19 protein-coding genes and 1 tRNA gene are annotated in these 26,327 nt (G+C 44.0%); 15 read left to right on the top strand and 5 right to left on the bottom strand.

The window, feature by feature from the left end; genetic code table 11:
• Positions 1–82 precede the first annotated feature (82 nt).
• The 3 genes from AACT19_RS12535 (at position 83) to AACT19_RS12545 (ending at position 4,438) form a co-directional block, all read left to right on the top strand.
• A complete protein-coding gene (locus AACT19_RS12535) occupies positions 83–1,003 on the top strand; it encodes a LysR family transcriptional regulator (RefSeq protein WP_083717882.1) in 921 nt (306 codons plus the stop codon).
• Between the two features lie 205 nt (positions 1,004–1,208).
• Complete coding sequence (locus AACT19_RS12540) at positions 1,209–2,408, top strand: NupC/NupG family nucleoside CNT transporter (protein ID WP_004734178.1); 1,200 nt, start codon at positions 1,209–1,211, stop codon at positions 2,406–2,408.
• Between the two features lie 215 nt (positions 2,409–2,623).
• Positions 2,624–4,438: a cation:proton antiporter gene (locus tag AACT19_RS12545; protein ID WP_076646510.1), complete on the top strand. Its 1,815-nt coding sequence runs from the start codon at positions 2,624–2,626 to the stop codon at positions 4,436–4,438.
• Between the two features lie 170 nt (positions 4,439–4,608).
• On the opposite strand, the gene folD is transcribed toward AACT19_RS12545, so the two are convergent.
• Positions 4,609–5,466, bottom strand: coding sequence for a bifunctional methylenetetrahydrofolate dehydrogenase/methenyltetrahydrofolate cyclohydrolase FolD (folD, locus tag AACT19_RS12550; RefSeq protein WP_004734180.1), 858 nt, complete (start codon positions 5,464–5,466; stop codon positions 4,609–4,611).
• Between the two features lie 210 nt (positions 5,467–5,676).
• Between folD and AACT19_RS12555 the strand changes: the two genes are divergently transcribed.
• Both AACT19_RS12555 and AACT19_RS12560 read left to right on the top strand, forming a co-directional pair.
• Positions 5,677–5,753: transfer RNA gene (locus AACT19_RS12555), tRNA-Arg, on the top strand.
• 49 nt (positions 5,754–5,802) lie between these two features.
• Positions 5,803–6,678 carry a site-specific integrase gene (locus AACT19_RS12560; protein WP_076646511.1) on the top strand — a complete coding sequence of 292 codons (876 nt, stop codon included), beginning with the start codon at positions 5,803–5,805 and terminating at the stop codon, positions 6,676–6,678.
• Positions 6,679–7,014: 336 nt separating this feature from the next.
• Here the strand turns inward: AACT19_RS12560 and AACT19_RS12565 are convergent, their stop codons facing one another.
• A complete protein-coding gene (locus AACT19_RS12565; RefSeq protein WP_076646513.1) occupies positions 7,015–7,536 on the bottom strand; it encodes a helix-turn-helix domain-containing protein in 522 nt (173 codons plus the stop codon).
• Positions 7,537–7,882: 346 nt separating this feature from the next.
• Between AACT19_RS12565 and AACT19_RS12570 the strand changes: the two genes are divergently transcribed.
• Positions 7,883–8,959 (top strand): hypothetical protein, encoded by a 1,077-nt coding sequence (locus tag AACT19_RS12570; protein WP_076646515.1) that lies wholly within the window; start codon positions 7,883–7,885, stop codon positions 8,957–8,959.
• Between the two features lie 279 nt (positions 8,960–9,238).
• On the opposite strand, the gene AACT19_RS12575 is transcribed toward AACT19_RS12570, so the two are convergent.
• Positions 9,239–9,742, bottom strand: a complete 504-nt coding sequence (locus AACT19_RS12575) for a GNAT family N-acetyltransferase (protein WP_076646517.1) — start codon at positions 9,740–9,742, stop codon at positions 9,239–9,241.
• Positions 9,743–10,040: 298 nt separating this feature from the next.
• Here AACT19_RS12575 and aroC point away from each other — a divergent pair, with 298 nt between their 5' ends.
• Positions 10,041–11,126 carry a chorismate synthase gene (aroC, locus tag AACT19_RS12580; RefSeq protein WP_004734182.1) on the top strand — a complete coding sequence of 362 codons (1,086 nt, stop codon included), beginning with the start codon at positions 10,041–10,043 and terminating at the stop codon, positions 11,124–11,126.
• Positions 11,127–11,234: 108 nt separating this feature from the next.
• Here the strand turns inward: aroC and AACT19_RS12585 are convergent, their stop codons facing one another.
• Entirely contained in the window at positions 11,235–11,858 is a 624-nt protein-coding gene (locus AACT19_RS12585; protein WP_004734183.1) for a trimeric intracellular cation channel family protein, read from the bottom strand.
• A gap of 299 nt (positions 11,859–12,157) precedes the next feature.
• Here AACT19_RS12585 and AACT19_RS12590 point away from each other — a divergent pair, with 299 nt between their 5' ends.
• The 3 genes from AACT19_RS12590 to AACT19_RS12600 all read left to right on the top strand — a co-directional run bounded on the left by AACT19_RS12590 (position 12,158) and on the right by AACT19_RS12600 (position 13,671).
• A complete protein-coding gene (locus AACT19_RS12590) occupies positions 12,158–12,688 on the top strand; it encodes an elongation factor P hydroxylase (RefSeq protein ID WP_017079495.1) in 531 nt (176 codons plus the stop codon).
• Between the two features lie 9 nt (positions 12,689–12,697).
• Positions 12,698–12,961 (top strand): YfcL family protein, encoded by a 264-nt coding sequence (locus AACT19_RS12595; RefSeq protein ID WP_004734185.1) that lies wholly within the window; start codon positions 12,698–12,700, stop codon positions 12,959–12,961.
• A gap of 188 nt (positions 12,962–13,149) precedes the next feature.
• Entirely contained in the window at positions 13,150–13,671 is a 522-nt protein-coding gene (locus AACT19_RS12600) for an NADPH-dependent FMN reductase (protein ID WP_004734186.1), read from the top strand.
• A 185-nt stretch (positions 13,672–13,856) separates the two neighbouring features.
• On the opposite strand, the gene mnmC is transcribed toward AACT19_RS12600, so the two are convergent.
• Positions 13,857–16,004 carry a bifunctional tRNA (5-methylaminomethyl-2-thiouridine)(34)-methyltransferase MnmD/FAD-dependent 5-carboxymethylaminomethyl-2-thiouridine(34) oxidoreductase MnmC gene (mnmC, locus tag AACT19_RS12605; RefSeq protein WP_076646519.1) on the bottom strand — a complete coding sequence of 716 codons (2,148 nt, stop codon included), beginning with the start codon at positions 16,002–16,004 and terminating at the stop codon, positions 13,857–13,859.
• Positions 16,005–16,060: 56 nt separating this feature from the next.
• Between mnmC and fabB the strand changes: the two genes are divergently transcribed.
• From fabB to truA, 5 genes are all read left to right on the top strand, one after another.
• The gene (fabB, locus tag AACT19_RS12610) at positions 16,061–17,272 is read left to right on the top strand and encodes a beta-ketoacyl-ACP synthase I (RefSeq protein ID WP_010436883.1); all 1,212 of its coding nucleotides are present in this window, start codon (positions 16,061–16,063) and stop codon (positions 17,270–17,272) included.
• 488 nt (positions 17,273–17,760) lie between these two features.
• A complete protein-coding gene (locus AACT19_RS12615) occupies positions 17,761–18,894 on the top strand; it encodes a 4-phosphoerythronate dehydrogenase (protein WP_076646521.1) in 1,134 nt (377 codons plus the stop codon).
• A gap of 12 nt (positions 18,895–18,906) precedes the next feature.
• A complete protein-coding gene (locus AACT19_RS12620) occupies positions 18,907–19,920 on the top strand; it encodes an aspartate-semialdehyde dehydrogenase (RefSeq protein WP_004734159.1) in 1,014 nt (337 codons plus the stop codon).
• A gap of 207 nt (positions 19,921–20,127) precedes the next feature.
• Positions 20,128–25,200, top strand: coding sequence for a FimV/HubP family polar landmark protein (locus tag AACT19_RS12625; RefSeq protein WP_076646523.1), 5,073 nt, complete (start codon positions 20,128–20,130; stop codon positions 25,198–25,200).
• A 196-nt stretch (positions 25,201–25,396) separates the two neighbouring features.
• On the top strand, positions 25,397–26,191 hold the full coding sequence (truA, locus tag AACT19_RS12630) for a tRNA pseudouridine(38-40) synthase TruA (RefSeq protein WP_004734161.1): 795 nt from the start codon (positions 25,397–25,399) through the stop codon (positions 26,189–26,191).
• The last annotated feature ends 136 nt before the right edge of the window (positions 26,192–26,327 follow it).

Consider the following 26,327-nt stretch of genomic DNA (forward strand, 5'->3'; position numbering starts at 1 on the left):
AAAGGACTCTTCGGAGTCCTTTTTATTTTATATTTCAGAGATTTAAGAAGGTGGTTTTGTGCTAACAGATAGAGCCGCACAGATGGTGATATTCCATGCGTTAATCAAGCATGAAGGCTTTACCAGTGCAGCAAAAAGCTTGAATGTGTCGGTATCTCACATCAGTAAACAAATTGCTTTGCTCGAGGATTCGATAGGTATCAAGTTAGTGCAAAGAACCACACGCAGCCTTACGTTAACTGAAGCTGGAGAAGTGTTCTATCAGCATTGTGAGCAGCTGTTCAATACGGTGAAAGCGGCTCAAATGGACATGGATAGTCAGCGTGACGACATTTCTGGAATATTCCGTATAGGCTTGTCTCAGTCATTTGGCACACTGCATATTATTCCAGCGATTGACCAACTTAGACAGCTTTACCCTCAGCTGAGAATTGAAGTGCATTTGTTCGATTACAAAGTGGACATGATTGAGGAGCGCTTGGATCTCTGGATCACTAACAATGAAGACTTGCCTGAAGGTTACATTGCGCAGCGCCTCGCCGACAGCCAGTTTGTGGTAGCCGCATCACCGGATTATCTGATTAAGGCAGGGACTCCACACGTGCCATCTGATCTGATTGACCATAACTGCCTTATCTACCGCAGCCGTGAACGTGATTACACGTCGTGGGCATTTGATAACGGCCAAGAAAATCTCAGTGTTAAAGTGGCGGGCGATTACTCGGTGGATTTGGCTGAAGCGGTACGAGACGCGGCAGTATCAGGTTGGGGCGTTGCTTACCTAGCGACTTACTTAGTCAAAGAAGAGTTTAGAACGGGCAAGCTCATCCAAGTTTTGCCGGAATGGCAAGCAAGTCAGCTGATGCCATTTTATGCCGTGTATCCGAGCCGAAAGAACATGCCGAAGAAGCTTTCAGCAGTGATTGAGTTCATCAAAGATCATATCGGATCGCCGACTTATTGGGACAAAAACCTCAAAACCTGCGTTGAACTGCACCGCTAACTGTTTCCCAATCTATAAATATAATTTCCATATGGAAAAAGTTTGTTTTTTAGTCAAAGTTAATTATTAAAATTCAATGACTTAGTGGGAGGGGCTATTAAAGAGTGATTCAACCAACATCACATTAACAACCTCAACTTGCCGCAAACGATTTCCTCTATAGAATGCGTCGCCTTTCCTACCTACAACTTTTAGGTTGACGCACATGGCTTCCCTACTTGGAATTATCACTATTTTAGTAACCGCTTGGTTACTATCTACGGACAGAAAAAATATCCCGCTAAGAACCGTCTCTTTGGCTTTCTTACTGCAAATCTCATTCGCCCTACTGGTTCTGTATGTGCCAATGGGTAAAGAAGTGCTGAATGCAGCCACTGGTGCAGTGTCTAGCTTGATCAACTACGGTCAAGAGGGGATTAACTTCCTATTTGGTGGCCTAACGAATAACGGATTTGTATTCGCTATTAACGTTCTCGGCATCATTATCTTTTTCTCTGCTTTGATTTCAGGTTTGTATCACATCGGCTTTATGCCAAAGGTGATCAACCTAATTGGCGGTGCTTTGCAAAAGTTCTTAGGTACAGGTCGTGCGGAATCACTGTCTGCAACTGCGAATATTTTTGTTGGCATGATCGAAGCGCCATTGGTGGTTAAACCTTACTTGAAGCACATGACGGATTCACAGCTGTTTGCCGTGATGGTGTGTGGTTTAGCTTCTGTTGCTGGTGGTACGTTAGTGGGTTATGCATCGCTTGGTGTTGATTTGAACTACCTGATCGCTGCAGCGTTTATGTCAGCACCTGCTGGTCTATTGATGGCCAAGATCTTGGTACCTGGCAGCGCAGATGAGGCTCAAGAAAATATTGAGTCTGACGTTGAAATTCCACGAGCAACAAACGTCGTTGAGGCAATGGCAGATGGGGCTATGTCTGGACTTCGTATTGCCGTTGCAGTGGGTGCGACACTCCTTGCCTTTATCAGTGTGATAGCAATGCTGAATGGCTTGTTAGGTATTGTTGGTGGCTGGTTTGGCGTAAATCTAAGCTTCGAACTTATCCTAGGTTATGTGTTTGCACCTGTTGCATGGTTGATCGGTGTGCCGTGGTCTGAGGCTGTGGTTGCAGGCTCGCTGATCGGTAACAAGATCGTTGTGAACGAGTTTGTGGCTTTCATCCAGTTAATGGACGTAAAAGACGCACTGAGTGAGCACTCAAAAGCGATCGTTACTTTCGCGCTATGTGGTTTTGCAAACATCTCTACGATGGCAATTCTGATTGGCGGTTTGGGCAGCTTAGTTCCAGAGCGTCGTTCTTTCATCTCACAATACGGCTTTAAAGCAATTTGTGCGGGTGTGCTTGCCAACCTAATGAGCGCAGCGATTGCGGGCGTGGTGCTTTCTCTATAAGTAATCATTGGTGACTTATAAGCACTTTCTAACTCGGCCATAACCACCCAGTTAGCTAATCGTGGCTTTGCTCTCCCTATAGTAAAGTGACTGATTAACCACAATAATATTCGCTTAGTATGATAAAGAGAGCCTATAGTGTAAGAACGTAGGCTTTCTTATTTCAGTGAATAAGTTTGTACCACAGGGTGTGGTACAAATGTTTAGGGGCACAAATGGATTTGTCGATCACTTCTTCTTTGGCGTTAATTGGACTCTTGTCCTTGGCTTGCCAGCTACTTGGTTGGCGTTTGCGTCTTCCCGCTATTCTTCCTTTGCTTATCGTTGGCCTGCTATTAGGCCCCGGTCTAAAGATCCTTAATCCTGATATCATTTTTGGTGATGTACTGTTCCCGTTGATTTCATTAGGGGTCGCCATCATTCTGTTTGAAGGTGCATTGACTCTTAATTTCAAAGAAATCAGAGGCCATGGCCGCATGGTGACTCACTTAGTGAGTTTCGGCATGTTGATTACATGGGCGTGCATCGTGGTGGGGGCTTATTATTTTGTCGATTTCAGTTGGCCATTGGCGGCGCTGTTTGCTGCATTAGTCGTGGTGACTGGCCCAACGGTGATTGTTCCCATGCTGCGCAGCATTCAACCCAAATCTTCGTTAGGCAGTATCTTGCGCTGGGAAGGGATAGTGATTGACCCGATTGGCGCTCTGTTTGCCGTTCTCGTTTACGAATACATTGTCTCTTCAGCTGATCCGACAAGCCATGTTCTGTCGGCATTGGGGCTGACTTTAGCCATTGGTTTGGGCTTAGGGATCATCGGTGGCTATTTGATTGCCAAGATGCTGCAAGGGCATTGGGTTCCGCACTATTTACGTAACGTGGCTGTTCTAACGTTGATGCTGGCGGCGTTCTCTTTTTCAAATGATCTGAGTGAGGAGTCCGGTTTATTAACCGTGACCATCATGGGTATCTGGCTCGCCAATGTGAAAGGCTTGGATCTCGAAGACATTATTGAATTTAAAGAAACCCTGACTGTGTTACTCATTTCTGCGTTGTTTATTCTGTTAGCGAGCAGGCTTGATTCTGGGACTTTCCTCTCGATAGGTTGGGGCGGTATTGGCTTATTAGCGGTCGTCATGCTGGTGGCTCGTCCTCTGAGTGTGTGGATTAGCGGGATCGGCACGGATCTTACTTCAGCAGATAAATGGTTTTTGAGCTGGATGGCACCTCGCGGGATCGTTGCTGCCGCGGTTTCTTCTCTATTTGCAATCAAGCTTCAAGAGAAGCAATTAATCGAAGGGGCAGATTTACTGGTGCCAATGGTGTTCTTGGTCATTATTGGTACGGTAGTGATTCAGAGCCTAACCGCGAGTTGGTGGGCGAGAAGGCTGGGTGTGACTCAAGAGAAGGCACAAGGGGTTATTTTCTTTGGTGCGACTCATTTTTCGCGTCAGTTTGCTAAAGTGCTGGCGACACACAACATCAACAGTGTGCTTGCTGATACCAACTGGGAGAGCATTCGCTTAGCGCGCATGGACAACTTGAATGTCTATTTCGGTAACCCAGCTTCGAGCCATGCTGAAAATAATCTGGAATTGGACGGAATAGGGCGCGCCATGATCGTCTCACCTTATCGTCAAACCAACCCATTAGTCAGTATGCATTATCAAGATGAGTTTGGTGAGAATAAGGTGTTTGAACTTGAATCATCAGAAAATAAACATGAAAGGCATCAGGTGAGCCGTGATGGCAATAGAAGCCTGTTTTCAGAAGGGGTTACCTATTCCAAACTTAACTCCTTGATGGCTCAAGGTAGCCAAATTAAGAGCACGGGTTTGACCGAAGCATTTGACCTTAATGAGTTTAACGCGCTGTATCCTAAAGCGATTCCATTGGGTGTGATTACTGGCGGTGATTTCCGTTTAGTGACGCAAGGTTCTGATTTGGAAAAACTCATATCAACGGAGTGTCAGGTCATTAGTTTATTGCCGCCTTCGGCAGAGATTGAAGGTATCGATACTCCAGATAAGTAGCGAGTGCTCTGTATTTAAAGCGAGTCGCTTTGTATCAAAAACGAATAGCTCAGTATCAAAAAAGCCGCAACGTCTTCACGCTGCGGCTTTCTAATTTTGCTCTAGCTTATTTTGCTCTAGGGCGAGGCAATTCATGCCACCGGTATTACTACCTAAGCTCTCATTGCCGACTATTTCGAGTGAAATTGCTCACAAGCGATCATTGTATTCTCGATTAGGCTCGCCACTGTCATTGGACCTACACCACCCGGTACTGGTGTGATGAAGCTTGCGCTCTCTTTAGCCACATCGTATTCAACGTCGCCAACGAGCTTGCCAGATTCCAAACGGTTGATACCAACATCGACCACAACAGCACCTTTCTTAATCCAAGCACCAGGAATGAAGTTAGGCTTACCAACGGCAACCACAACAACGTCTGCTTGACGTACGTGACCTTCAAGGTCTTTGGTGAAGCGGTGGCATGTTGTTGTCGTACAACCTGCTAGAAGCAGCTCTAGAGTCATTGGGCGACCAACAATATTTGATGCGCCTACAACAACCGCGTGCTTGCCGCGTAAATCGATGTTGTAACGGTCAAGCAGCGTGATGATGCCTTTAGGCGTACAAGAGCGTAGCTTAGGCATACGCTGAGCCAAACGGCCTACGTTGTATGGGTGGAAGCCATCAACGTCTTTTTCAGGTGTGATACGCTCAAGAACGTGAGTAGTATCGATACCAGCAGGTAAAGGCAGTTGAACTAGAATGCCATCAATCTCTGGGTCTTCGTTGAGTTGATCGACTAGCGTTAGCAATTCATGTTCGGTGGCAGTTGCTGGTAAATCAAAAGATTTCGAGACGAAACCAACTTCTTCACACGCTTTGCGTTTACTGCCAACGTAAACCTGAGATGCCGGGTCTTCACCCACTAAAACAACCGCTAGGCCCGGGGCACGTAATCCCGCTTGAGTACGAGCTTTTACACGTGCCGCTACTTCAGAGCGAACCGTTTGAGAAATTAGCTTTCCATCAATATTTTGAGCAGTCATGAATTTCCTTAGTATTGATATTCAAGTTAGTGGCTGATGTTTTGGCGCATTATTCCAGAAAATCTTTTTGATTACCATCAAGCAAACGTTTGCTTTGTTCTATTTTCCAACATTTATAATCTTATTGCCCTTTTTTTACTCACTTGGAACAGAATGTTAGATAAAGCCGTTGCTTTACTGATTCGAATTCGTATAATCCTTTCCTGTAGCGCGCCCTTAGCTCAGCTGGATAGAGCACCTCCCTTCTAAGGAGGTGGTCGAAGGTTCGAATCCTTCAGGGCGTACCACTATTTCTGCGGGCACAGTCTTTCTTATTGATTCTGAGAGGACTGTGCCATGCACACTGTTACCAAAATCCCACTTTCTACACCAACTCTAGAAACCCCCATCCCTGTCTGTATAGAGTTTTATATTCATACTAAGGCACAATACCACAAGTCTTACCTAGGCTCCTTACAGTATCGTTTAGCTCGTATTTCATCTTGGTTCTCTGCGTACTCTATTCGTGAGCTAACATTATCAACATCATCTAGAAGTTTAATTACTCAGTTTATAGATTTTCGCCTTAAGAAGGTTAAGTCCGGTACTGTGAGAAAAGACGTATCTACGCTACAAGCAATGATTAACTGGCTTCGAAAGGATATAGGTTTACAGATTCCTGATATCTTCAAGCAGATTCGAATCCCAAGTGATTATGGAGTTCGGTCATTTGTCCCTACTGAGCAGGAAGTCTATGACGTAATCAGTCATCTCCAAACAGAAGAACTCCGTGATGCTGCCTTGTTGCTTGCTGAGACTGCATGTAGACGGAATGAGATATTAAAACTTAGACAGTGCGATATATTTCTAAAAGAGAGATTTATTTACCTTCGTAATACGAAAAACGGAGAAGATAGAAAAGTTCCGTTGAGTTCAGTTGCTGTTTCGATTCTTCGTAAACGACTGATTATGATTGAGGGTAGGGCTGAAACTTATCCAGTCTTTAGTATCATGCCAGAGTACTTGAGTAAGCAGTTTCGTAAGGCCGCAGACAAAGCTGGGTTAGATGATTTTGTTTTGCATACATTGAGACATTACCGTTTGAGCAGTTTGATAGCTGCTGGGCACGATGCTGTTTTAGTCTCAAAGGTATCTGGTCATAAAGACCACCGTATGCTTAACCGTTATATTAAACTTGATGCTACAGTCCTAGCTGGATTGTTATTCGATTAATAGCTGATTTCTTGGGGAGTTGCGACGTCATTCGAACTTCTTGTATATGCATACATATCTATTAGACTTAACCGTTTGACGTGTGACTACTACGGGCTATCAGATAGACACTGAAAGGGGGAAAGTCATTTATTTGATTTCCTTTTTTCAGCGTCTCTTTTAATTGGTAGGATAAATAGTAGATTAAATGGTATGTTCCTTAGTATGTTTGTGTCTACTCAGTGAACATGGGGTGATGCCTTACTGCACAAGGGTTGTAGCGAAAAGTGGTAGGGGCTGTCGACTTGTAATTAATACCCTGTCGGATTGGATAAGAAAGCCCCCGAAGGGGCAATCTTAGAACGGTGATTCTTCTGCTAGCTCAGCTTCAAAATCATCCCACCAGCTTGAAGTAGGTACAGGCTCCTGACTTACTTCAGGTTGAATGAGAGGGGAAGATTCAACATCTACCAATATTTCTGGCTCTGGTTCACTATCCTCTGTTCTCATTTCCACAACTTCAGACTGGCTTGACTCGGCTGAATCTTCGCTTTTTTCCTGTTCTTCAGTTTGTGGTATCCCCAGCCATGTATAGAGTTTGGAGGTGTTTGCACCACTATCATTTACCTGATAGAGACTGCGAATAAAACCTAACTCTTCGAACTTTTGGAGAGCGCTGTTTACGGTTGAACGTACACAACCAGCTTCCCTAGAAAGGCGCCCTTGACTGGGAAAGCAACTATAGACACCGTCTTTCTTTGGGCTACCTAAGTAGCTTGAGAGGCACACCAACACTAATTTCTCAGTGGGTGTAATGTTGTGGAGTTGCTTTAAGTTTGCTTCGATAATTTGTTTAGTTATCGTAAATTGATTAGACAAAACGTTGTCTCCTATTTAAAGGAAACTATGGATTGCTCTAAACCTTTTCAGCATGCATCTAATTTTACCTGTATTACCCACAGCATCCATCTGTTGATAAAAGCACCGGAAATTGGTGCAGGAGCTGGTAATTCTACCTGACAGACTCTTCTCGTCTAATACTATCTCGCTATAGGTAGCTATTAACTAAATACTGCCTTGAATGTGAAGCACAGTCCTGTTGAGACAGTGCTCAAATCAACCCGATAAATAGATGTAGCTCAAAGAATGGTTCAGATGTTGTGGATTACGAGTGAAGTAGCATAGAGATGCTATATAATCCCGCAAAAATAGAAGGGGTTAGAGAATGATAAATAATGAGATTTATGAAGTACCTTCAAATCGACGTTACTGGATGGTTAGGTCTAGTGGTGGGCATTACTACAATCACTTTACTTCCAATAACTGTATTGGCATAGGGCATCTGAACGTTCTTGATTTAGCATCAAAGCCTGCTGGAGAGTTCAATAGTTCAGAAGCTGAACTTAGACTTGCTCTAAGACAGAAAGGTTTTGAAAATAAACTATTTGAGAAGTACAACAGACAGTTAAAGCAAGCAACTAAGTTCATTCATGAGATGGCTATTGGTGATTGGATTATTACTGTAGGTCAAGCTGGATATAGATATGGTGTTATTACAAGTAACCCTTACATTGAGCGTGAACCAGTTGTACTAGAGGGCGAAGCCCGAGGTTACAGAGGTGATGCTGACATGCACTTGCGTAGGGACGTTAATTGGGGTCCTGTAATTCGTAGAGAACATGTACCCTATGGATTGGCGCAAGCGCTAAGAGCTAGGCAGACTGTCACCTGTCTCGATGAGCATTGGCAAGCGTTGTGTCATTCAATTTATCCGGCGTTTGCAAGGGGTGAAGAGCTTTATCTTTCAGTGAAAATAGGCACAGATGACCCTATTAGTAGTTACTCGATTGGTACATTGTTGACTTTGTTTAGCGAAATGGAAGTTCTTGCTAAAGAAGTGGAAAATACCTTCAAAAGTACTGAGTACAACAAAGAAGCATTTAACGCTCTATTTAAAGAGTATTTGAATTCTGGCTTGTTAACTGTAACAAACAAAGCTACATATCACTCTCAAGGCGATGTTTGGTTTAAATTTTCAGCTAAACATAGGTATTGGTTTCATATACTTATGACGTCAACTGTATTACTTGGGAACGATTGGGTTGGAGTTAACGGCGTCATTCCTGATGAGATTCAGCAACAACTATGGCAGATGGCAATAGAACGACTTATTGAACATGATGCTGTAGAGCAATTGAAACAACTTGAGCTGGGTGTACCTAAATTTCAGACCAAAGAATTAGAAGTGCCTGTGGAGCGTGCTGTACCAGTTGCTAATCCAAACATGAATCAAGAAGCTTAGTTTGACATAAAACAGGGGGAAGGATAAATTAGTTAATCTAGTATAATACCTTGCTAGTTTAGTTATTTGACTGTGCCGAGCTGTATAGCTCGCACTGTGGGAGCGAAGCGACCGCACCTCCCTTCTAAGGAGGTGGTCGAAGGTTCGAATCCTTCAGGGCGTACCACTATTTAAAAAAACCCGATAACTCCCTGAGTTGTCGGGTTTTTTGCATTTCAGAACGACTTAATATTTCAATACCATTTTGTGTCTTTAGATGCCTTTGTCTTTCAGTTTTTGCTAAACGGCAACGAGCTGTGGGGTATATCTAAGGCCTAGCATACTGCATCCATCTTCCAAGTAACGATCGGTCACTACGTCGAAACCGAACTTACCATAATAGTCTTTAAGGTGAGCTTGTGCCGAAATAAAAATTGAGCAATCAGGGTAAATCTTCCGAGTGGTATCAAAACTCACTTGCATGAGCTGGTTACCTATCTGTTTACCTCGGCATTCTTTCGCTACGATCACTCGTCCGATACAAACATCGTTGGCATCTGAATCGAGTAGGGGAAGAACATCGGTTGGATACCCAAGTTTCTGAGCCATAATTCGACTGTAAGCCACTAGACGTTCGTTCTCGTAGCCCATGATGTGATAAGTCTCCGGATGGTTATCTTTGCCATCCAAATCGCTGTAGGGCGTGTTCATATCCACGATAAAAATATCAACTCTTTGCTGCAAGAAATCATAGAGCTCTTGAACAGACAGATCCGCAAACTTTTTAACTCTCCACTCAATCATTATTCTTCTCCTTATTATTGTGGGCTACAACATAGAGAGTAATTGAAGTGACTTCATTAACCTTTGTTAATTGGGCAATGTTACTGGTGAAAACGGCCACTTCAAAGCGACGCTCATTTATCCTTGTCATTCATTTCATTCGGCTTATGTAATAGAAAGTTAAAATTGTTCGTTTTTTGGGGTTTACATCATTTAGTAATAAAGCCACTATGAATTCACGAAGAATAGACAAGTAAAGCTATTAGCCAGTCGGTTTAGGAATCAAACCTTCTGAGTGATGGCTGATTTAGAGGAAGTAATGGCAGGAAACAGTATCGGACAACATTTCCGCGTGACCACGTTCGGAGAAAGTCACGGTATCGCACTAGGATGTATCGTAGATGGGTGCCCACCAGGATTAGAAATTACCGAAGCAGACCTTCAAAGAGATTTGGATCGTCGTCGCCCTGGTACTTCTCGCTATACAACGGCTCGCCGTGAAGCGGATGAAGTGAAAATCTTATCAGGTGTATTTGAAGGCCAAACTACGGGCACTTCTATTGGTCTATTGATTGAAAATACAGACCAACGCTCTAAAGACTATTCCGAAATTAAAGACAAGTTCCGCCCTGGACACGCTGACTATACCTACCATCAAAAGTACGGTGTGCGTGACTACCGTGGTGGTGGTCGTTCTTCAGCTCGTGAAACTGCAATGCGTGTAGCGGCAGGTGCGATTGCAAAGAAATACCTAAAACAAGAATTTGGTGTTGAAATCCAAGCATATCTTTCTCAAATGGGTGATATCTCAATTGATAAAGTGGATTGGAATGAGATCGAAAACAACGCGTTTTTCTGCCCAGATGCCGACAAAGTGCCTGAGTTTGACCAACTGATTCGTGACCTGCTAAAAGAAGGCAACTCGATTGGTGCGAAGATTCAAGTGGTTGCGACTAAAGTGCCTGTAGGCCTTGGTGAGCCAATCTTTGATCGTTTAGATGCTGACATTGCTCACGCTCTAATGAGCATTAATGCGGTGAAAGGTGTTGAGATTGGTGATGGCTTTGATGTCGTTAATCAACGCGGTAGTGAACACCGTGATCCATTAACACCAGAAGGCTTCAGCAGCAACCATGCTGGCGGTATCTTAGGCGGTATTTCTACTGGTCAAGATATTGTGGCAAGCATTGCGCTTAAACCAACATCAAGCATTACTGTTCCTGGTGACACGATCACTAAAGACGGTGAAGCAACGCAGCTAATCACTAAAGGTCGTCACGATCCATGTGTGGGTATCCGTGCGGTGCCTATTGCTGAAGCGATGCTGGCTATCGTGCTGCTTGACCACTTGCTACGTCACCGTGGTCAAAACTTTGGTGTGACAACAGAAACGCCAAAAATCTAGTTCTGCTTCGTTTTATTCAGAACAGATTTGAAACTGATCTGATAGAAACAAAAAAGGGTTGCTTCGTAATGAAGCAACCCTTTTTATATTCTGCATCATTGAAAATATCTAATGCACAGAGCTTTCCGGATCAAGCTGGAATGAAGGCAAGCGCCATTTGAATCGTACGGCCGCCATACGCAGCAAGTAACCAACCACAAGCGTAACAATCGTTGCGGTTACGTCGTTAATGCCAAGCTCAAGCAAACCTAGGTATAAACCTGAAGCGACAAGTGCGACAGATGCATACAGCTCTTCATGTAGAACCAATGGTGTTTGACGGCAGATAAGATCGCGCAACAGGCCACCGAACACGCCAGTTACCAAGGCAGACACCATACAGATCATTGGGTGCAGACCCATGGTCATCGCGACTTTAGTGCCAATGATACTGAACACGATAAGACCTAGAGCATCTAAACGAATGAACAAGCCTTTTAGCTTGATTACCCATTTAGCCAGTCCTGTTGTGATAACACCTGCGATACAGGTGATCGCCAGATATTGTGGGTTTTCAACCCAACCTAAAGGGTAATGGCCGAGTAAGATATCTCGTACTGTACCGCCGCCAATTGCCGTTGCACTTGCAACCAACATTACACCAAACCAATCCATTTTTTGTTTGCCAGCACTGAGAGCGCCGGTCATGGCTTCTGCCGTGATGCCAATGATATACAAAACACTTAGTAGCATTGTTGTAGCTCTATAATTTAGGTCTATAAATTGGAGTCTTATAGGCCATAGGGATATAAAAATGAAGCGCGAGTGTAGTAGTAAAAACGCTGATTGACGAATGAATATTTGTACCGTGAATAGGCATTTCAGATTAGCTAAACTAATCATTCACCTCAAAATGGTGTAATCTGGGATCAGCAATCGATTGTCATCGTAAAGTATTATGATGAACCTAATGTCATTGCCAGTGATAGGGCTTTACCGAGCGCTTAAAAAAACGCAAAATGCCCCAGTTCTTTTTATTTAAATTTGATCTTATGACGCACCAATACCCAGATATCATCGACATTTTCAATCAAACCTTTTTCGAGAGCTTTAATACCAAGCTAGAACTGGGAGCGGACGAGCCTATTTACCTGCCAGCCGATGGGGAGGTTTCTCATCACCGTATCGTATTTGCTCGCGGCTTTTACGCGTCAGCACTTCACGAGATAGCACACTGGTGTGTGGCTGGTCCTGAGCGCCGTTTATTGGAAGATTTTGGTTACTGGTATGAGCCTGATGGCCGAACTGAGTCGGTTCAAGCTGAGTTTGAAAAAGTAGAAATTCGCCCACAAGCGTATGAATGGATCATTGCGACCAGTGCAGGCTTTCCTTTTAATGTCAGCTGTGACAATCTACACGGCGATTTTGAGCCAGATCGTTTGGCCTTTATGAATAAAGTACACAGCGAAGTCATGGGTATCTTTGAAGCTGGCCTTCCGCCTCGCGTGAAAATGCTCTCTGAAGCATTACGCAGTTTCTATGATGTTGCACCTTTATGTACTAGCCAATTTATTGTGAAATAAGAGAATATTATGATTATCGAATTTGAAGAAAAACTACTTGAAGTAATTGATGCTCGCATTGAAAACGCATCAGACGATGAACTGTTTGCTGGTGGTTACTTACGTGGTCATATTTCTCTTTCAGTGGCTTCATGTGAAGAAGACGGTATTGAAGACGTAGCAGAAGTTAAATTGCGTATTGAGAAGAGCCTAGAAGACGCGCGTTCTGAATTGACGCCAGCCGATCGCACGATCGTTAATGACCTTTGGGTTGAGCTGCAAAACCAAGCTTAATTTTATTCGTCTAGCATTATTCGTCTACCGTAATTCGCTCATTACTCTTCTTCCTCATTTTTGAGCGAACCAATAATTTGAGACTCATTCGAAATTTTTGAATGAGTCCGTTCATTTCTTGTGATGGTCCCATTTCCTGACTACGTTATTCTAATCCCACTTAACGGAACTATAGAAAAGGTCACATCATGAAAGTTATCGCATTTGGCGCAAGCACAAGCTCTACCTCTATCAATAAAGCACTAGCAACTTACGCAGCAAACTTGATTGAAGGTGCTGAAGTAAAAATCCTAAACATCACCGATTACAACGTGCCTATGTTCAGTGAAGACACTGAAAAAGAGATTGGCCAAGCGGAAGGCGCTCAAGCATTTTTACGTGACCTAGCTGAAGCCGATGCATTCGTTATCTCGTTTGCAGAACACAACGGTCACTATCCTGCAGCGTACAAAAACCTATTTGACTGGGCGACACGCATTGAGCGTTCAGTATTTGGCGAGAAGCCTGCGGTTTACTTAGCGACATCTCCGGGCCCGGGTGGTGCACAGACGGTACTTGGCGCAGCAACAGGTTCAGCACCATTTTTTGGCGGTAACGTTAAAGCGTCACTTTCAGTGCCTAGCTTCTACGATAACTTTGATTTTGAGTCGGGTTCAATTAGCAACGAAGAGATTGCCGCTCAGATTAAAGACGCGATTGCTAAGCTGTAAAAGCGGAAAGTAAAGCGAATAGCTGCAAAGTAGCAAGCTGATGTAAAGTTACGAGCCGCTGAAAAGTAAGAAGCAGCGACGTAGACAAGATTAGAAAAACAAAGCCCGAGCATTGAGAGATGCTCGGGCTTTTGTTTGAGTCGTACTAATACTTATTTGAATATTTAGACCTAGTCTAGAATCGACTATTCCGCACTGGTTTGTTTTGTTGAGATCCAACCTTCTGTTAACGCTTTGCCTTTACGTAATCTTCTAATCCACATTCGACTTGGATGAATGGCTTCGAGCACACCAACCGGAAGAGGTAAAGGATCGCCACAAATTTGCGATGCTAAAACTTCAGCTAAAAGAGGGGTCGAGCTCAAACCACGCGAACCTAAACCGATAAAGCAGAACAAGTTCGGATACCTGGTAACAGGTTCGATATCGTCGATAGCATCACGTTGCGGATTAAAGTTGTGCAGATTCTGATATTGCTCTTTGATGGATTCAAAATCGCCAACATTACCGACGAATGGTAGGTGATCTCGACTCACGCTGCGGATACCTTGGCGCGCTAAGTTGCCACTGGTATCGACATCTTTTGTCCATGCTTGGTCTGGTAGTGACCCATGCAGGCGCTTGCCATTATGTTGTTGAACCTCAATATCAAATTCTTGGTCGATATTGGTTTTATCGTAATTCGCGCCAATACAGTGGTGACCATTATTTGGGTTTTGTGGCGTCAGGTAGCCATCAAAGCACAATACCGTTTTTAACTGGCTGAGATTCTCTGTAGTCGGGATATGACTCACTTGCCCTTTAACTGGTGTCAGAGGTACGGGGCGAGTTTGTTCAAATTGGGTGAACTTGTGTCCATTCGCGACAACCACTTGATCGTGCTTGGTTTGAATTTCACCTTGAGGTGTCTCAATCGTCAGCAACCATTGCTGCTCTGCTTCTAACCATTCAAGTTGCGTAACTTGGTGTTGATAGTGTGCGCTCACTTGGTTGGTCTCTTCTAACTTACCAATCAAACCTTGAGTAAGCTGAAGAGGGCTTAGCCACCCACCCAGTGGAAAGTAAACACTCTCTTTATCGACTGGTAAACCAATCTTTTCGTTGGCTTGCTCTGGCGTTAAACGCTGAATCAAATCTGTGTGGAAATTGCCTTCCAACATGCGGTTGAGTTTTTTAGTGGAGCCTTCATCCCACATCAAAATGTTCACGCCACACCAGCTGTGATCAAATTGAACAGACTGAGCCGCTTGATTAATAAATTGACGAGCAAACAGTAACCCTGGGCCAAACACGCGAGACACGTTCGATGTCGCTTCACTCAATAACGGGTAAATCGCACCTTGATTATTGCCAGAGGCATTACCCGCAGCTTGTTGGTGTTCACAATAAAGGGTGATGTTTTTACCACGACGGCTTAAGTTTTTTGCAAGTGCAGCACTGGCTACACCACCACCAATAATAGCTATGTCTTGTGAATCACTGTGTTGAGCGAGGCCATACCAAGGTTTGATATTGGTGTGAGCGTGCTTTTCGCCAAGTCGGCCTGCAATCATTTCTCGTTTAGTACCAAAGCCTTTAACTTTTTTCATCGCAAAGCCAGCTTCGATTAGACCGCGGCGAACAAAACCCGCGGCGGTGAAAGTGGCGCAGCTACAATCTTGTTTTGCCAGTTTAGCCATGCCGTTGAATAGGTTTTGATTCCACATCTCTGGGTTCTTACTTGGCGCAAAACCGTCTAAGAACCATGCATCGACCAAACCTTCATGCGGGGTCGGTACGTTTGGCATACAATCTTTAATATCACCAAACCACAAATCAAGCGTGATCGCACCATCACCGAGCACAATACGGTGACATTCAGGCAGGGCGATAGGGTAGTGTTCTTGGAGTTGTGTCGCATACTCTGTTAATTCTGGCCACGATTGGTGCGCTTTGATGAGATCCTCTTTATTGAGAGGATATTTTTCAAAACTGATGAAATGTAACTCTTTGGTCATCGCTTGTGGGTTATCTTTAATAAAAGCATCGAACCATTGCCAGACTGCGAGAAAGTTCAAACCTGTACCAAAACCGGTTTCAGCTATCACAAAACGGCGTTGTTGATGTTCAAGCCAACGCTCTGGAAGGTGGTTTTGTTTTAAAAAGACGTAGCGAGTTTCTTCTAAACCGTTAACATTAGAGAAGTAAACGTCGTCAAATTGGTCTGAAACTGGCGTGCCAGACTCATTCCATTCCAGTTCTGCATTAGTAATTGAAGTCATAAAATCTATCATTTTGTGATTTGAAGCGATATGTTGGTAGGGATTGTACGAATTTCTAGGAAAGCTGACCACTTTTGTTAGGCTTCTTAGTTATCATCTAGCTGAATTTAGAATTATAGGAATGTCACATGAAACGAGTCGTAATCACCGGTATGGGTATTGTTTCAAGTATCGGTAACAACGTCGAAGAAGTTTTAGCATCACTGAAAGAGGGTAAATCTGGTATTACCGCTTCAGAGCAGTTCAAGGAAAATGGCTTGCGCTCTCAAGTTTGGGGTAACCTAAAAATGAACCCTGCTGACCATATCGATCGCAAAAAAATGCGCTTTATGGGTGATGCAGCGGCATTCGCTTATCTTTCAATGGAGCAAGCAATTGCTGATTCTGGTTTAACTGAAGATCAAGTATCTAATGACCGCACAGGTATCGTTGCGGGTTCAGGTGGTGCTTCATCTCTAAACCAAGTTAACGCTGTAGACATCATCCGTGAAAAAGGCGTTAAGCGCGTTGGTCCATACATGGTGCCACGTACAATGGCTTCTACGGTTTCTGCTTGTCTAGCAACTCCTTTCAAAATCCGTGGTGTGAACTACTCTATGAGCTCTGCATGTGCGACATCGGCACACTGTATTGGTCACGCAATGGAGCTTATCCAACTGGGTAAACAAGACGTTGTATTCGCTGGTGGCGGTGAAGAACTGGATTGGTCTCTGACTATGATGTTCGACGCAATGGGCGCACTTTCTACTAAGTACAACGACACTCCAGAACTTGCTTCTCGTACCTACGATGCTGACCGTGACGGTTTCGTTATCTCTGGTGGCGGCGGCATGCTAGTTATCGAAGAACTTGAGCACGCTGTTGCTCGTGGCGCAAAAATTTACGGCGAGATCGTGGGTTACGGCGCAACTTCAGATGGCTACGACATGGTTGCTCCTTCTGGTGAAGGCGCGGTTCGTTGTATGAAGATGGCAATGCAAAACGTTGATGGCGTTGACTACGTGAACACTCACGGTACTTCAACTCCTGTTGGTGACGTTAAAGAACTTGGCGCAATCCAAGAAGTCTTTGGCGGTAACAGCCCAGCAATCTCAGCAACTAAAGCGATGACAGGTCACGCTCTAGGTGCGGCTGGTGTACACGAAGCAATTTACTCAACACTAATGCTTGATAACGGTTTTATCGCACCAAGCATTAACGTTGCAAACCTAGACGAAGCAGGCGCAGGCCTAGACATCGTAACGGAAGCTCGTGAACAAGAGCTAACAACGGTTATGTCTAACAGCTTTGGTTTCGGCGGTACGAACGCAACGCTAGTAATCAAAAAATACCAAGGCTAATTGAAGCTAAGGTTAAATTAATAAAGGTTAATCGTTAATGGGTGACGTGAGTGCAGACTCAACACGCATAGGTTGCCCACTAACCATGACCAACAGAACAAAGCTTTTTAAATGTAGGTTTTATACGTGTTTTTTTGAACATGACTTTTTAAATCTGGGTTTAGAAATTAAAAGGTTTCCAGAGCTTGACCAGTAGTGACTTTGGTTAGTACTGGTTGAACAGACGCAAGACTCTGTCTCCTGGAGAGCGAGATAGGATCCTTTTGTTCTGGATGTTTGCCCGATTGTTTATTCAATCGGGCATTTTTCGTTTCTGGGCTACACAATCTTCAGTGTTGATTCGGTTTTGGGATATGGTGTGATAAATGCCAACGTAGCCCTTTATATATAATGTATTCCATTTGCTACTCGACACCGAGTGTGGAATTTTGCACAATCATTTCAATTCACATTTAAGGTCGACAGACCCCAACTAAAGTACTCGCCAAATGAAAATCTTAATCGACGAAAATATGCCTTATGCTGAAGCGCTATTTAGCCAGCTAGGGGAAGTGACAATGAAGTCTGGTCGCACATTAACTGCTGACGATCTAGTTGACGTAGACGCATTGATGATTCGCTCTGTCACCAAGGTGAATGAGTCATTGATTAGCAAAGCCAATAAGCTGAAGTTTGTCGGCACTGCGACGGCAGGTATGGACCATGTCGACCAAGCATTGATGAAAGAGCGTGGCATTTTCTTTACTGCGGCGCCTGGCTGTAACAAGGTGGGTGTCGCTGAGTATGCCTTCAGCGCAATGATGGTACTTGCGCAGCAACAAGGCTTCTCTGTATTCGACAAAACGGTCGGTATTATCGGTTGCGGTCAGGTAGGTAGCTACTTAGCGAAGTGCCTTGAAGGCATTGGTATCAAAGTTCTGCTGAACGATCCTCTAAAACAACAAGAGAGTGATACTCGTGAGTTTACTGAATTAGAGACACTGCTTGAGCAATCGGACGTGATCACTCTACATACACCAATTACTAAAACGGGTGAGTTCCCAACGCATCACTTGATCAATGAGCAAGTGCTGAACAACTTACGTGCTGATCAAATTTTGATTAATGCAGCTCGTGGCCCAGTTGTTGATAACCAAGCGTTAAAAGCTCGCTTGCAAAAAGCCGATGGTTTTACTGCCGTTCTTGATGTGTTTGAGTTTGAACCTGAAGTCGATTTTGAGTTACTTCCACTGCTTGCTTTTGCAACTCCTCACGTAGCGGGCTACGGTTTAGAGGGTAAAGCACGTGGTACCACGATGATCTTCAACAGTTATTGTGAGTTTTTAGGTACTGAACAGCGTGCTTATGCAAGCGATCTTCTGCCAACAGCGCCAGTGCCTCAAATGAAATTAGATAGAGCTTGGGATGAAGCAACACTGCACAATTTGACTCAGTTGATCTATGATGTGCGCAAAGACGACGCCTTATTCCGTCGCAATATCTCTACGCCGGGTTCTTTTGACAAGATGCGTAAAGAATATTGGGACCGCAGAGAGTACAGTGCAGTCGAGTTAACGGGCGACGAATCTTGTAATTTAACGCCGTTATCTAAACTCGGTTTTATGGTAAAGCCAACTTTATAAAAGAGAGAAACAATGAGCCAAGAATTTAATATTGCTATTTTAGGTGCGACTGGTGCGGTTGGTGAAACCATTCTTGAAGTACTTAAAGAGCGTAAATTCCCTGTCGGTGAAATGCACTTACTAGCAAGTGAACGTAGTGAAGGCAAAACTTCCCGTTTTAACGGCAAAACAATACAAGTACAAAACGTAGAAGACTTCGATTGGTCTCAAGTACATATTGCGTTTTTCTCTGCAGGTAGCGAGCTTTCAGAACGTTGGGCTCCAATCGCCGCTGACGAAGGTGTGGTTGTTATCGATAACACATCACGTTTCCGTTATGAATACGATGTTCCTCTGGTTGTGCCAGAAGTGAACCCTGAAGCGATTGCTGAGTTCCGTAACCGCAACATCATCGCGAACCCTAACTGTTCTACTATTCAGATGGTAGTAGCACTTAAACCTATTCACGATGAAGTAGGTCTTGAGCGTATTAACGTTTCTACTTACCAATCTGTGTCTGGTGCAGGTAAGCCGGGTATCGATGAGCTAGCAGGCCAAACCGCTAAGCTTCTTAACGGCATGCCAGCTGACAAGTCAGCATTCTCACAGCAGATCGCGTTCAACTGTATTCCTCAGATTGATGAATTTACAGAGAACGGCTACACACGTGAAGAAATGAAGATGGTTTGGGAAACTCAGAAAATCTTTGCTGATTCGTCAATCACGGTGAACCCGACTTGTGTTCGTGTTCCTGTGTTCTACGGTCACGCTGAATCCCTACACGTTGAAACTCGCGCGCCAATCGGTGCAGAGCAAGTTATTCAACTTCTAGAGAACACGGAAGGCGTTGAAGTATTCCAAGCTTTAGACTTCCCAACTCAAGTTCGTGATGCGGGTGGTAAGGACCACGTAATGGTTGGTCGTATTCGAAGCGACATCAGCCATCACAGCGGCGTGAACATGTGGGTAGTAGCTGATAACGTACGTAAAGGCGCAGCAACGAACGCAGTTCAAATCGCTGAAGTTCTGATTCGCGATTACTTCTAAGCTTCATTGCTTTGATTATCAAGCCTCACTCTTTAGTGGGGCTTTTTTAATCGATTGAAAATATTGTTAGTCAAATTGTGTGAAATTGCTGCGAATATTGTTGCTGCAACACATTTTTTGTTTTCATCTCTATAGTTTTACGTCATTTATCCGATATATTTAATAGATCATCACTTTTCCGAATTTAAGCACCTAGCTGAGCCTTTTATGTTTCAATTTTTCAAGCCGTGGTTAATGCCTTTTGCCTTTATCATTGCGACTCAGATTTCCGTTGTTCGTGCAGATTCCATTCGAGTTGTAGGGCCTAATGGCCAGATACAATCAGCGCCTACGTTTTCAGAACCTCTTCAAAGAGCGCAATTGAATAGCGCTGAGCCTTCACGTTTCTATGGTCCAACTCGTGGCTCAGAAACGCTATGGTCTATTGCTTCAAGGTTACGCCCTGATAACTCCGTTTCAGTCCAACAAACATTGTTGGCGATTTATCGCTTAAACCCACAAGCGTTTGAAAATCAGAATATCCATAGCCTGCTGCCTGCCAGTAATTTACGTGTGCCTTCTTTAGAGCAAGCACGTGCAAGTTCGACGCAGCAAGCTATCAACATCATGAACTCGCACCTTGCTAAGCTTGATGCTCCTGCGACAAAGCCTACCGCTTCAAAACCTAAAGTAGCGCAAGCGTCAAGTCGACCAGATGTAGCACCTAAAAATGCACAATCCAAAGCTAAGGTTAGCGAACCTAAAGTTGTCGATAAATCGATAATTGGTAATCAAGAGATAGTGAATAACAAGCCGCTAACCGGTGCCAAGGAAATGAACCACCTTGAGAAGCAGTTAGAGCTTTCAGAAACTGAGTTACTGTCACTCGAAGAAAAAAACCATCAACTTCGTTTGATGCTGTCGAATGTTCAATTGGAAGTGGATGAGCTAAAAACAGAGCTCAGTGATGAAGACCGCATTCGTAGCGAAGTGGAAAAGCTGCTTGATGAAGAGCGTAGAAAGAACGCCGAAATTGAAAAAATGGCACCAAGTGCCATGGATGAACTGTTATCTAATGGTTGGTTAGTTGCGGCTCTTGCGATTATTCCGGGTCTTCTATTTGGTTTGATCATCGTGATGCTGATAGGTCGTCGTTCTAAAAATGAAGAACAACAGCAAAACACTCAAGAACAACCGATTCAGCCTGAACCAAGCAGCGTCGCGCCTATTACATTGGGCGACGAGATGGACGACCTTAACGAGCTGTCTTTAGACGATGACTTGTTTGGCACTGAAGATGACGCCAATAAGTTGTTTGACGACCAAGCTCTTGCTGAAGAAGATGATGTATTTGCAGGATTGGATGAATCTGATCTCGATTTCAATCTCGACGGTGAAGATGATGACCCATTTGCGAGCATTGGCGAAAATGGTGATTTAGACACTAACTTTGATGATCTAGACTTGGACAGCAGCAACGGCATCAGTGTTAATGGTGAAGAGAAAGCGCTTGGTCTTGAAGAGATGGAGCGCGCGCTCGATAAAAGCGCAGAAAGCGCACTTGATACCGATGAAGTCGATTTTGACCTCTCAGATGATAACGCAATGTCTGCTGATGACATTGAAGCACTGCTATCTAAAGAATCCGAGACTGAAGATTTAGGCTCTAACGAATTAGACCAGTCACTATTAGATGACCTGTTTTCTCTTGATGACGAAGATGATGATAGCTTCGACATCGATGCTTTGATTTCGGAAGAGCAAAATGATTCTACTTCTAGTGCCGACACATCAATAACCGATGATTTTGATATCGATGCGCTTATCTCAGAACAACAAAGCGATGCTACGCCTTCGGACATAAGCAATGACGACTTTGATATTGATGCTCTGATCTCTGAACAACAGACCACTCAATCTGCAGCTCCTAGTGTAGAGGATGATATTGATGACATCTTTGCTCAGGTTGCCGCTCAGAACGAGCAAGCGAATGATCCTTTCAACCTCGATAGCGACGATGAGATAGCGACGAACCTAAACAATGGTTTGGCGTCTGATGATGATATCGAAAACATCCTGTCTCAGTTTGATAAGCCAATCGTTGATGAAGAGACTCAAGACAGCGTTGATCTACTTGATGAGCAGTTGGAAGGGGATGACGTTGACCTAAGCAACTCGACCGAACTCCTTGATGAAATGCTGGGCGATGAATCGGATGATGAGCCTGAAAGTGAGCCTTTAGGTTTTGATGCCTTATCCGAACTTGAAGAGCTTTCTGGTTTATCGACTGATGATGAGCTAAATATTGCAGAAGACAGCACGGAAACTCTGGATGAATTAATCGGAGATTCTGATGATGATTTCGAACTCGATGCAGAGAGCACCGACTTACTGGATGATTTCCTTGATAGTGAACTATCGGATGATGCGCTTTCAGCGGACCAAGCCGATTCACCAAAATCAGAATCTTTAGACCCGTTTGATGATTTACTGACAAGTGGTATTGAAGACGAGCTTGAATCAGAAGAGCAGACGTTTGATAAAGAGCTAGATGCTGCCTTTGGTTCTGACAAAGCCAGCGACGACCTTATCAAGGATTCAGATGTTGAACATACTCAATTAACGTCAGAGCCTTCTGAAGCCGAGCCTGAGCAAATAACGGACATTAGTGAAACTCCACAACCTGAACTTGTTGGTGATGCTTCATTAGATTCAGAACTGATTCAAGACGGTGCTGATGTTAAGCCAGAAAATGATGAAGCCTTTAATCGTGATGACTTTATCGATGACTTGTTTGGTGTAGCGCCTGCAACGGATGCGTTGCTTGATGACGCACTAGAAACAACAGATGAAGCATTGATTGATGAGTTGATGACTTCTGATGACAGCGATTCGTTGCAAGCTACTGAAGAGCCGGATGAAGCATCAATCGAAAGTGCTTTGGAACCAGAACAAACGTCTCTTTCTGATAGTCATGAACTATTACCAGAAGAAGCGGTGTCGTCTGTTCAAGATGATGAACTGGATGTTGACTCGTTGCTCTCTGAGAATTCTGACTTTGACAAACCAGTTTTTGAAGAGCCGACTCAAGAAGACACTGAGCAACAAGCATCAGATTCGGAAGAAGCCGACGTACAAGATCAGCGTGAAGACATCGCTGCGAGTACTGAAGATCAAGCTTCGCCGTCGTCTTTAAATGATATCTCTGAAGACGATGAAGAAACGGTAGAAGATTGGTTAGCCGAAGCCATTGATGATGTTGAATCTCCTGCGAATATAGACTCTGATTTTGACTTTGAACCGAAAATTCAAGGTAGCGATGAACTTGAAAATATCGTTGAATCCTTGCCAGAGGCAGAGCCAGAGCCAGAGCCAGTCCGTGCTGCACATATGCCAGAAATCATTCCAAATGAGTTCGGTGTACCAGAAGACAGTGATTGGCTGATTGGAGACGATACAGCTAAAGAAGATGCGTTGGAAGAAGTGGACGCTGAAGCTGATGTTGAAGTAATACCAGACCCAGTTACTCCTGCTGTTGAACCTCAACTAGACGCTGAGCCTCAAGCAGAAACGGTACCGCAAGTTGACGCTACGGAACAAGCTGAAGTTCCAGGACAAGACAGCGAAGAAGAGTTCTCGTTTGATGACTTCGAGCTTCCAGAGTTTAATGAAGAAGACGCGTTGGCAGAAGCCGATGCTGATGTTGAAGTAATACCAGAACCAGTTGCTCCTACTGTTGATTCTCAACTAGACGCTGAGCCTCAAGCAGAAACGGTACCGCAAGTTGACGCTACTGAACAAGCTGAAGTTCCAGGACAAGACAGCGAAGAAGAGTTCTCGTTTGATGACTTCGAACTTCCTGAGTTTAATGAAGAAGACGCATTGGCAGAAGCCGATGTTGAAGCTGATGTTGAAGTAATACCGGAACCAATTGCTCCTGCTGTTGAACCTCAACTAGACGTTGAACCTCAATCAGTATTAGAACCACAATTAACATCTGAGCCACAAGCAGACGTTGCGCCTCAAGCAGAATCGGCACCGCAAGCTGAAGCTACGGAACAAGCTGAAGTTCTAGGACAAGAAGGCGAAGACGAGTTCTCGTTTGATGACTTCGAACTGCCAGAGTTTGGTGAAGAAGATGCATTGGCGGAAGCCGTTAGTGAGCCTGATGAAGCTCAGTTAGAGCAAGATCTCGCTCCTGAGGCAGACAAGTTTGAGTTCGATGATCTTGACCTTCCTGAATATGACGAAGAAAGCGCAAAAGCAGACTCTGTTTTAGATGATATTGAGCAAAGCAGTGCAGAGCCAGTAGCGGAAGAAGAAGGCGTCGAGTTCGATGAGCTTGATTTGCCTGAATACGGTGAAGACGAAGCCATCTCAGATGCATTTGCAGAGAAGCCGACACCACTGACTTCTTTTAGTCCTCAAGGTGAAGAGCAAGATGCGTTGCATGATTTGTTCTCAAACCCGCAAAGCTTTAGTCACGCTGACGATTTCTCGGATACAGAGGGTTTCTCGGACGAAGCAGGGTTCTCAGATGCAGAAGAACCTGAATTGGCAGCGTTCGCACAACCAGATGATTCACCGAGTTCATCTTCAGGATTAAATTCAACGCCTTTAGAATCAAACTCAGCACCTAAAGCGGTTCAAGACGAACCACTAGAAGGCTTTGACGATTTTGATGAAACAGCATTGGCTGAGTTGCTTTCAGAAGATGTACAAGACTCAGTCGACAATATGTTTGAGAAGCCATTAGATGCAACGTCGATTGACAGTGCAGGGCTCGATATCGATGCGATGCTTGAAGTTGGCGGTGAAGATTGGAAAGGCTTTAACTTAGCTCCAGAGCATCAATCAAGCATGCACAATGGTGTTCCTGACGATCAACAAGAGATTTGGGCATCGGCTGAAAAACAAGCTGAACCTAAAATTAAAGAAGAGAATTGGGGTCAACAAGATAATCTAACAGAGTCAGGTAACAGTCGTGATAAGCAATACATGACGATTGACGAACTGATGGCTCAAGTAGAGCAAGAAGGCGAAGAAGCCATTAATCCAGATGATGAAGAGTTGAAGTTGGATGTTGGTCTCAATGAATTCCCTGATGTTATCGGTGATATTGGCAACTATGATGTCGACAATAATGCAGAAGCTGCTGGTAAGCTCGATTTGGCTAAAATCTATATCGAGATGAGTGATTCGCAAGGTGCAATTAAACTTCTAGAAGAGGCGATAGTTGACGGGAGCGATGATATTCGTCGAGAGGCAAAGAATCTTATCGATACCTTAAACGGTCGATAAATTTAAAAAAATCATAAAGGGTAGCGTTGGCTACCCTTTATTTTTAGATGAGCCCAAGCGCCTTTGTTTTATTTGGCTTCTTAAAACCACCGTCTAGGGCGGTAGTGGTTGTTTATTGCAGTTTTAGCCCCATCCTATTTGGGCTAGCACTCATTTCCGTATATACTTCTTGCCCATTTTCAAAGAGAACAAGAACATGAAAATTGCTTTAGGTATTGAATATAACGGTACCCACTACTTTGGTTGGCAGCGCCAACGAGACGTGAAAAGTGTCCAAGAAGAATTGGAAAAGGCTCTTTCAGTTGTCGCGAATCATCCTGTAGAGGTTATGTGCGCAGGTCGTACAGATGCCGGTGTTCACGGTACGGGACAAGTCGTTCACTTTGAAACTAATGTTGATCGTAAAATGGTTGCTTGGACAATGGGCGCGAATGCCAACATGCCAAAAGATATTGCGGTTCGTTGGGCGACAGAAGTGAATGAGGATTTCCACGCTCGTTTTTCTGCAACTGCACGCCGTTATCGCTACATTATCTTTAATCATGCACTACGTCCTGGCATTCTGAATTCAGGCGTGAGCCATTACCATGGTCACCTTGATGAAAAAAAGATGCATGAAGCGGGTCAGTACTTGTTAGGCGAGAACGACTTCACTTCATTCAGAGCGACACATTGTCAATCTCGTAGTCCATGGAGAAACATGATTCACTTAAACGTGACTCGTCATGGGCACTACATAGTGATCGATATTAAAGCGAATGCGTTTGTTCACCACATGGTGAGGAATATTACGGGTAGCCTAATTGCAGTAGGTAAAGGTGAGCAAAAACCAGAGTGGATCCAGTGGCTTTTAGAGGCTAAAGATCGAAAAGTGGCTGGCGCAACCGCCAAAGCGGAAGGCTTGTATCTGGTAGATGTTGATTATCCTGAACATTTTGAGTTACCACGAGAGCCAATTGGACCTCTGTTTTTACCGGATAATTTGAACTAAATGTGAGACTTAGGTTCAAAAAATATTACGGTTTCGTGCGTAAAATAGTGCCAGAAAATAGGTACAACCAGTTTTTTATCTACAGTCGCTGTTTTATGTGCTTTAATTCCCACGCATAATTCCCAAATTTATTTCT

The sequence above is a fragment of the Vibrio sp. 10N.222.47.A9 genome (genome assembly GCF_963872585.1).
Taxonomy (GTDB): domain Bacteria; phylum Pseudomonadota; class Gammaproteobacteria; order Enterobacterales; family Vibrionaceae; genus Vibrio; species Vibrio splendidus.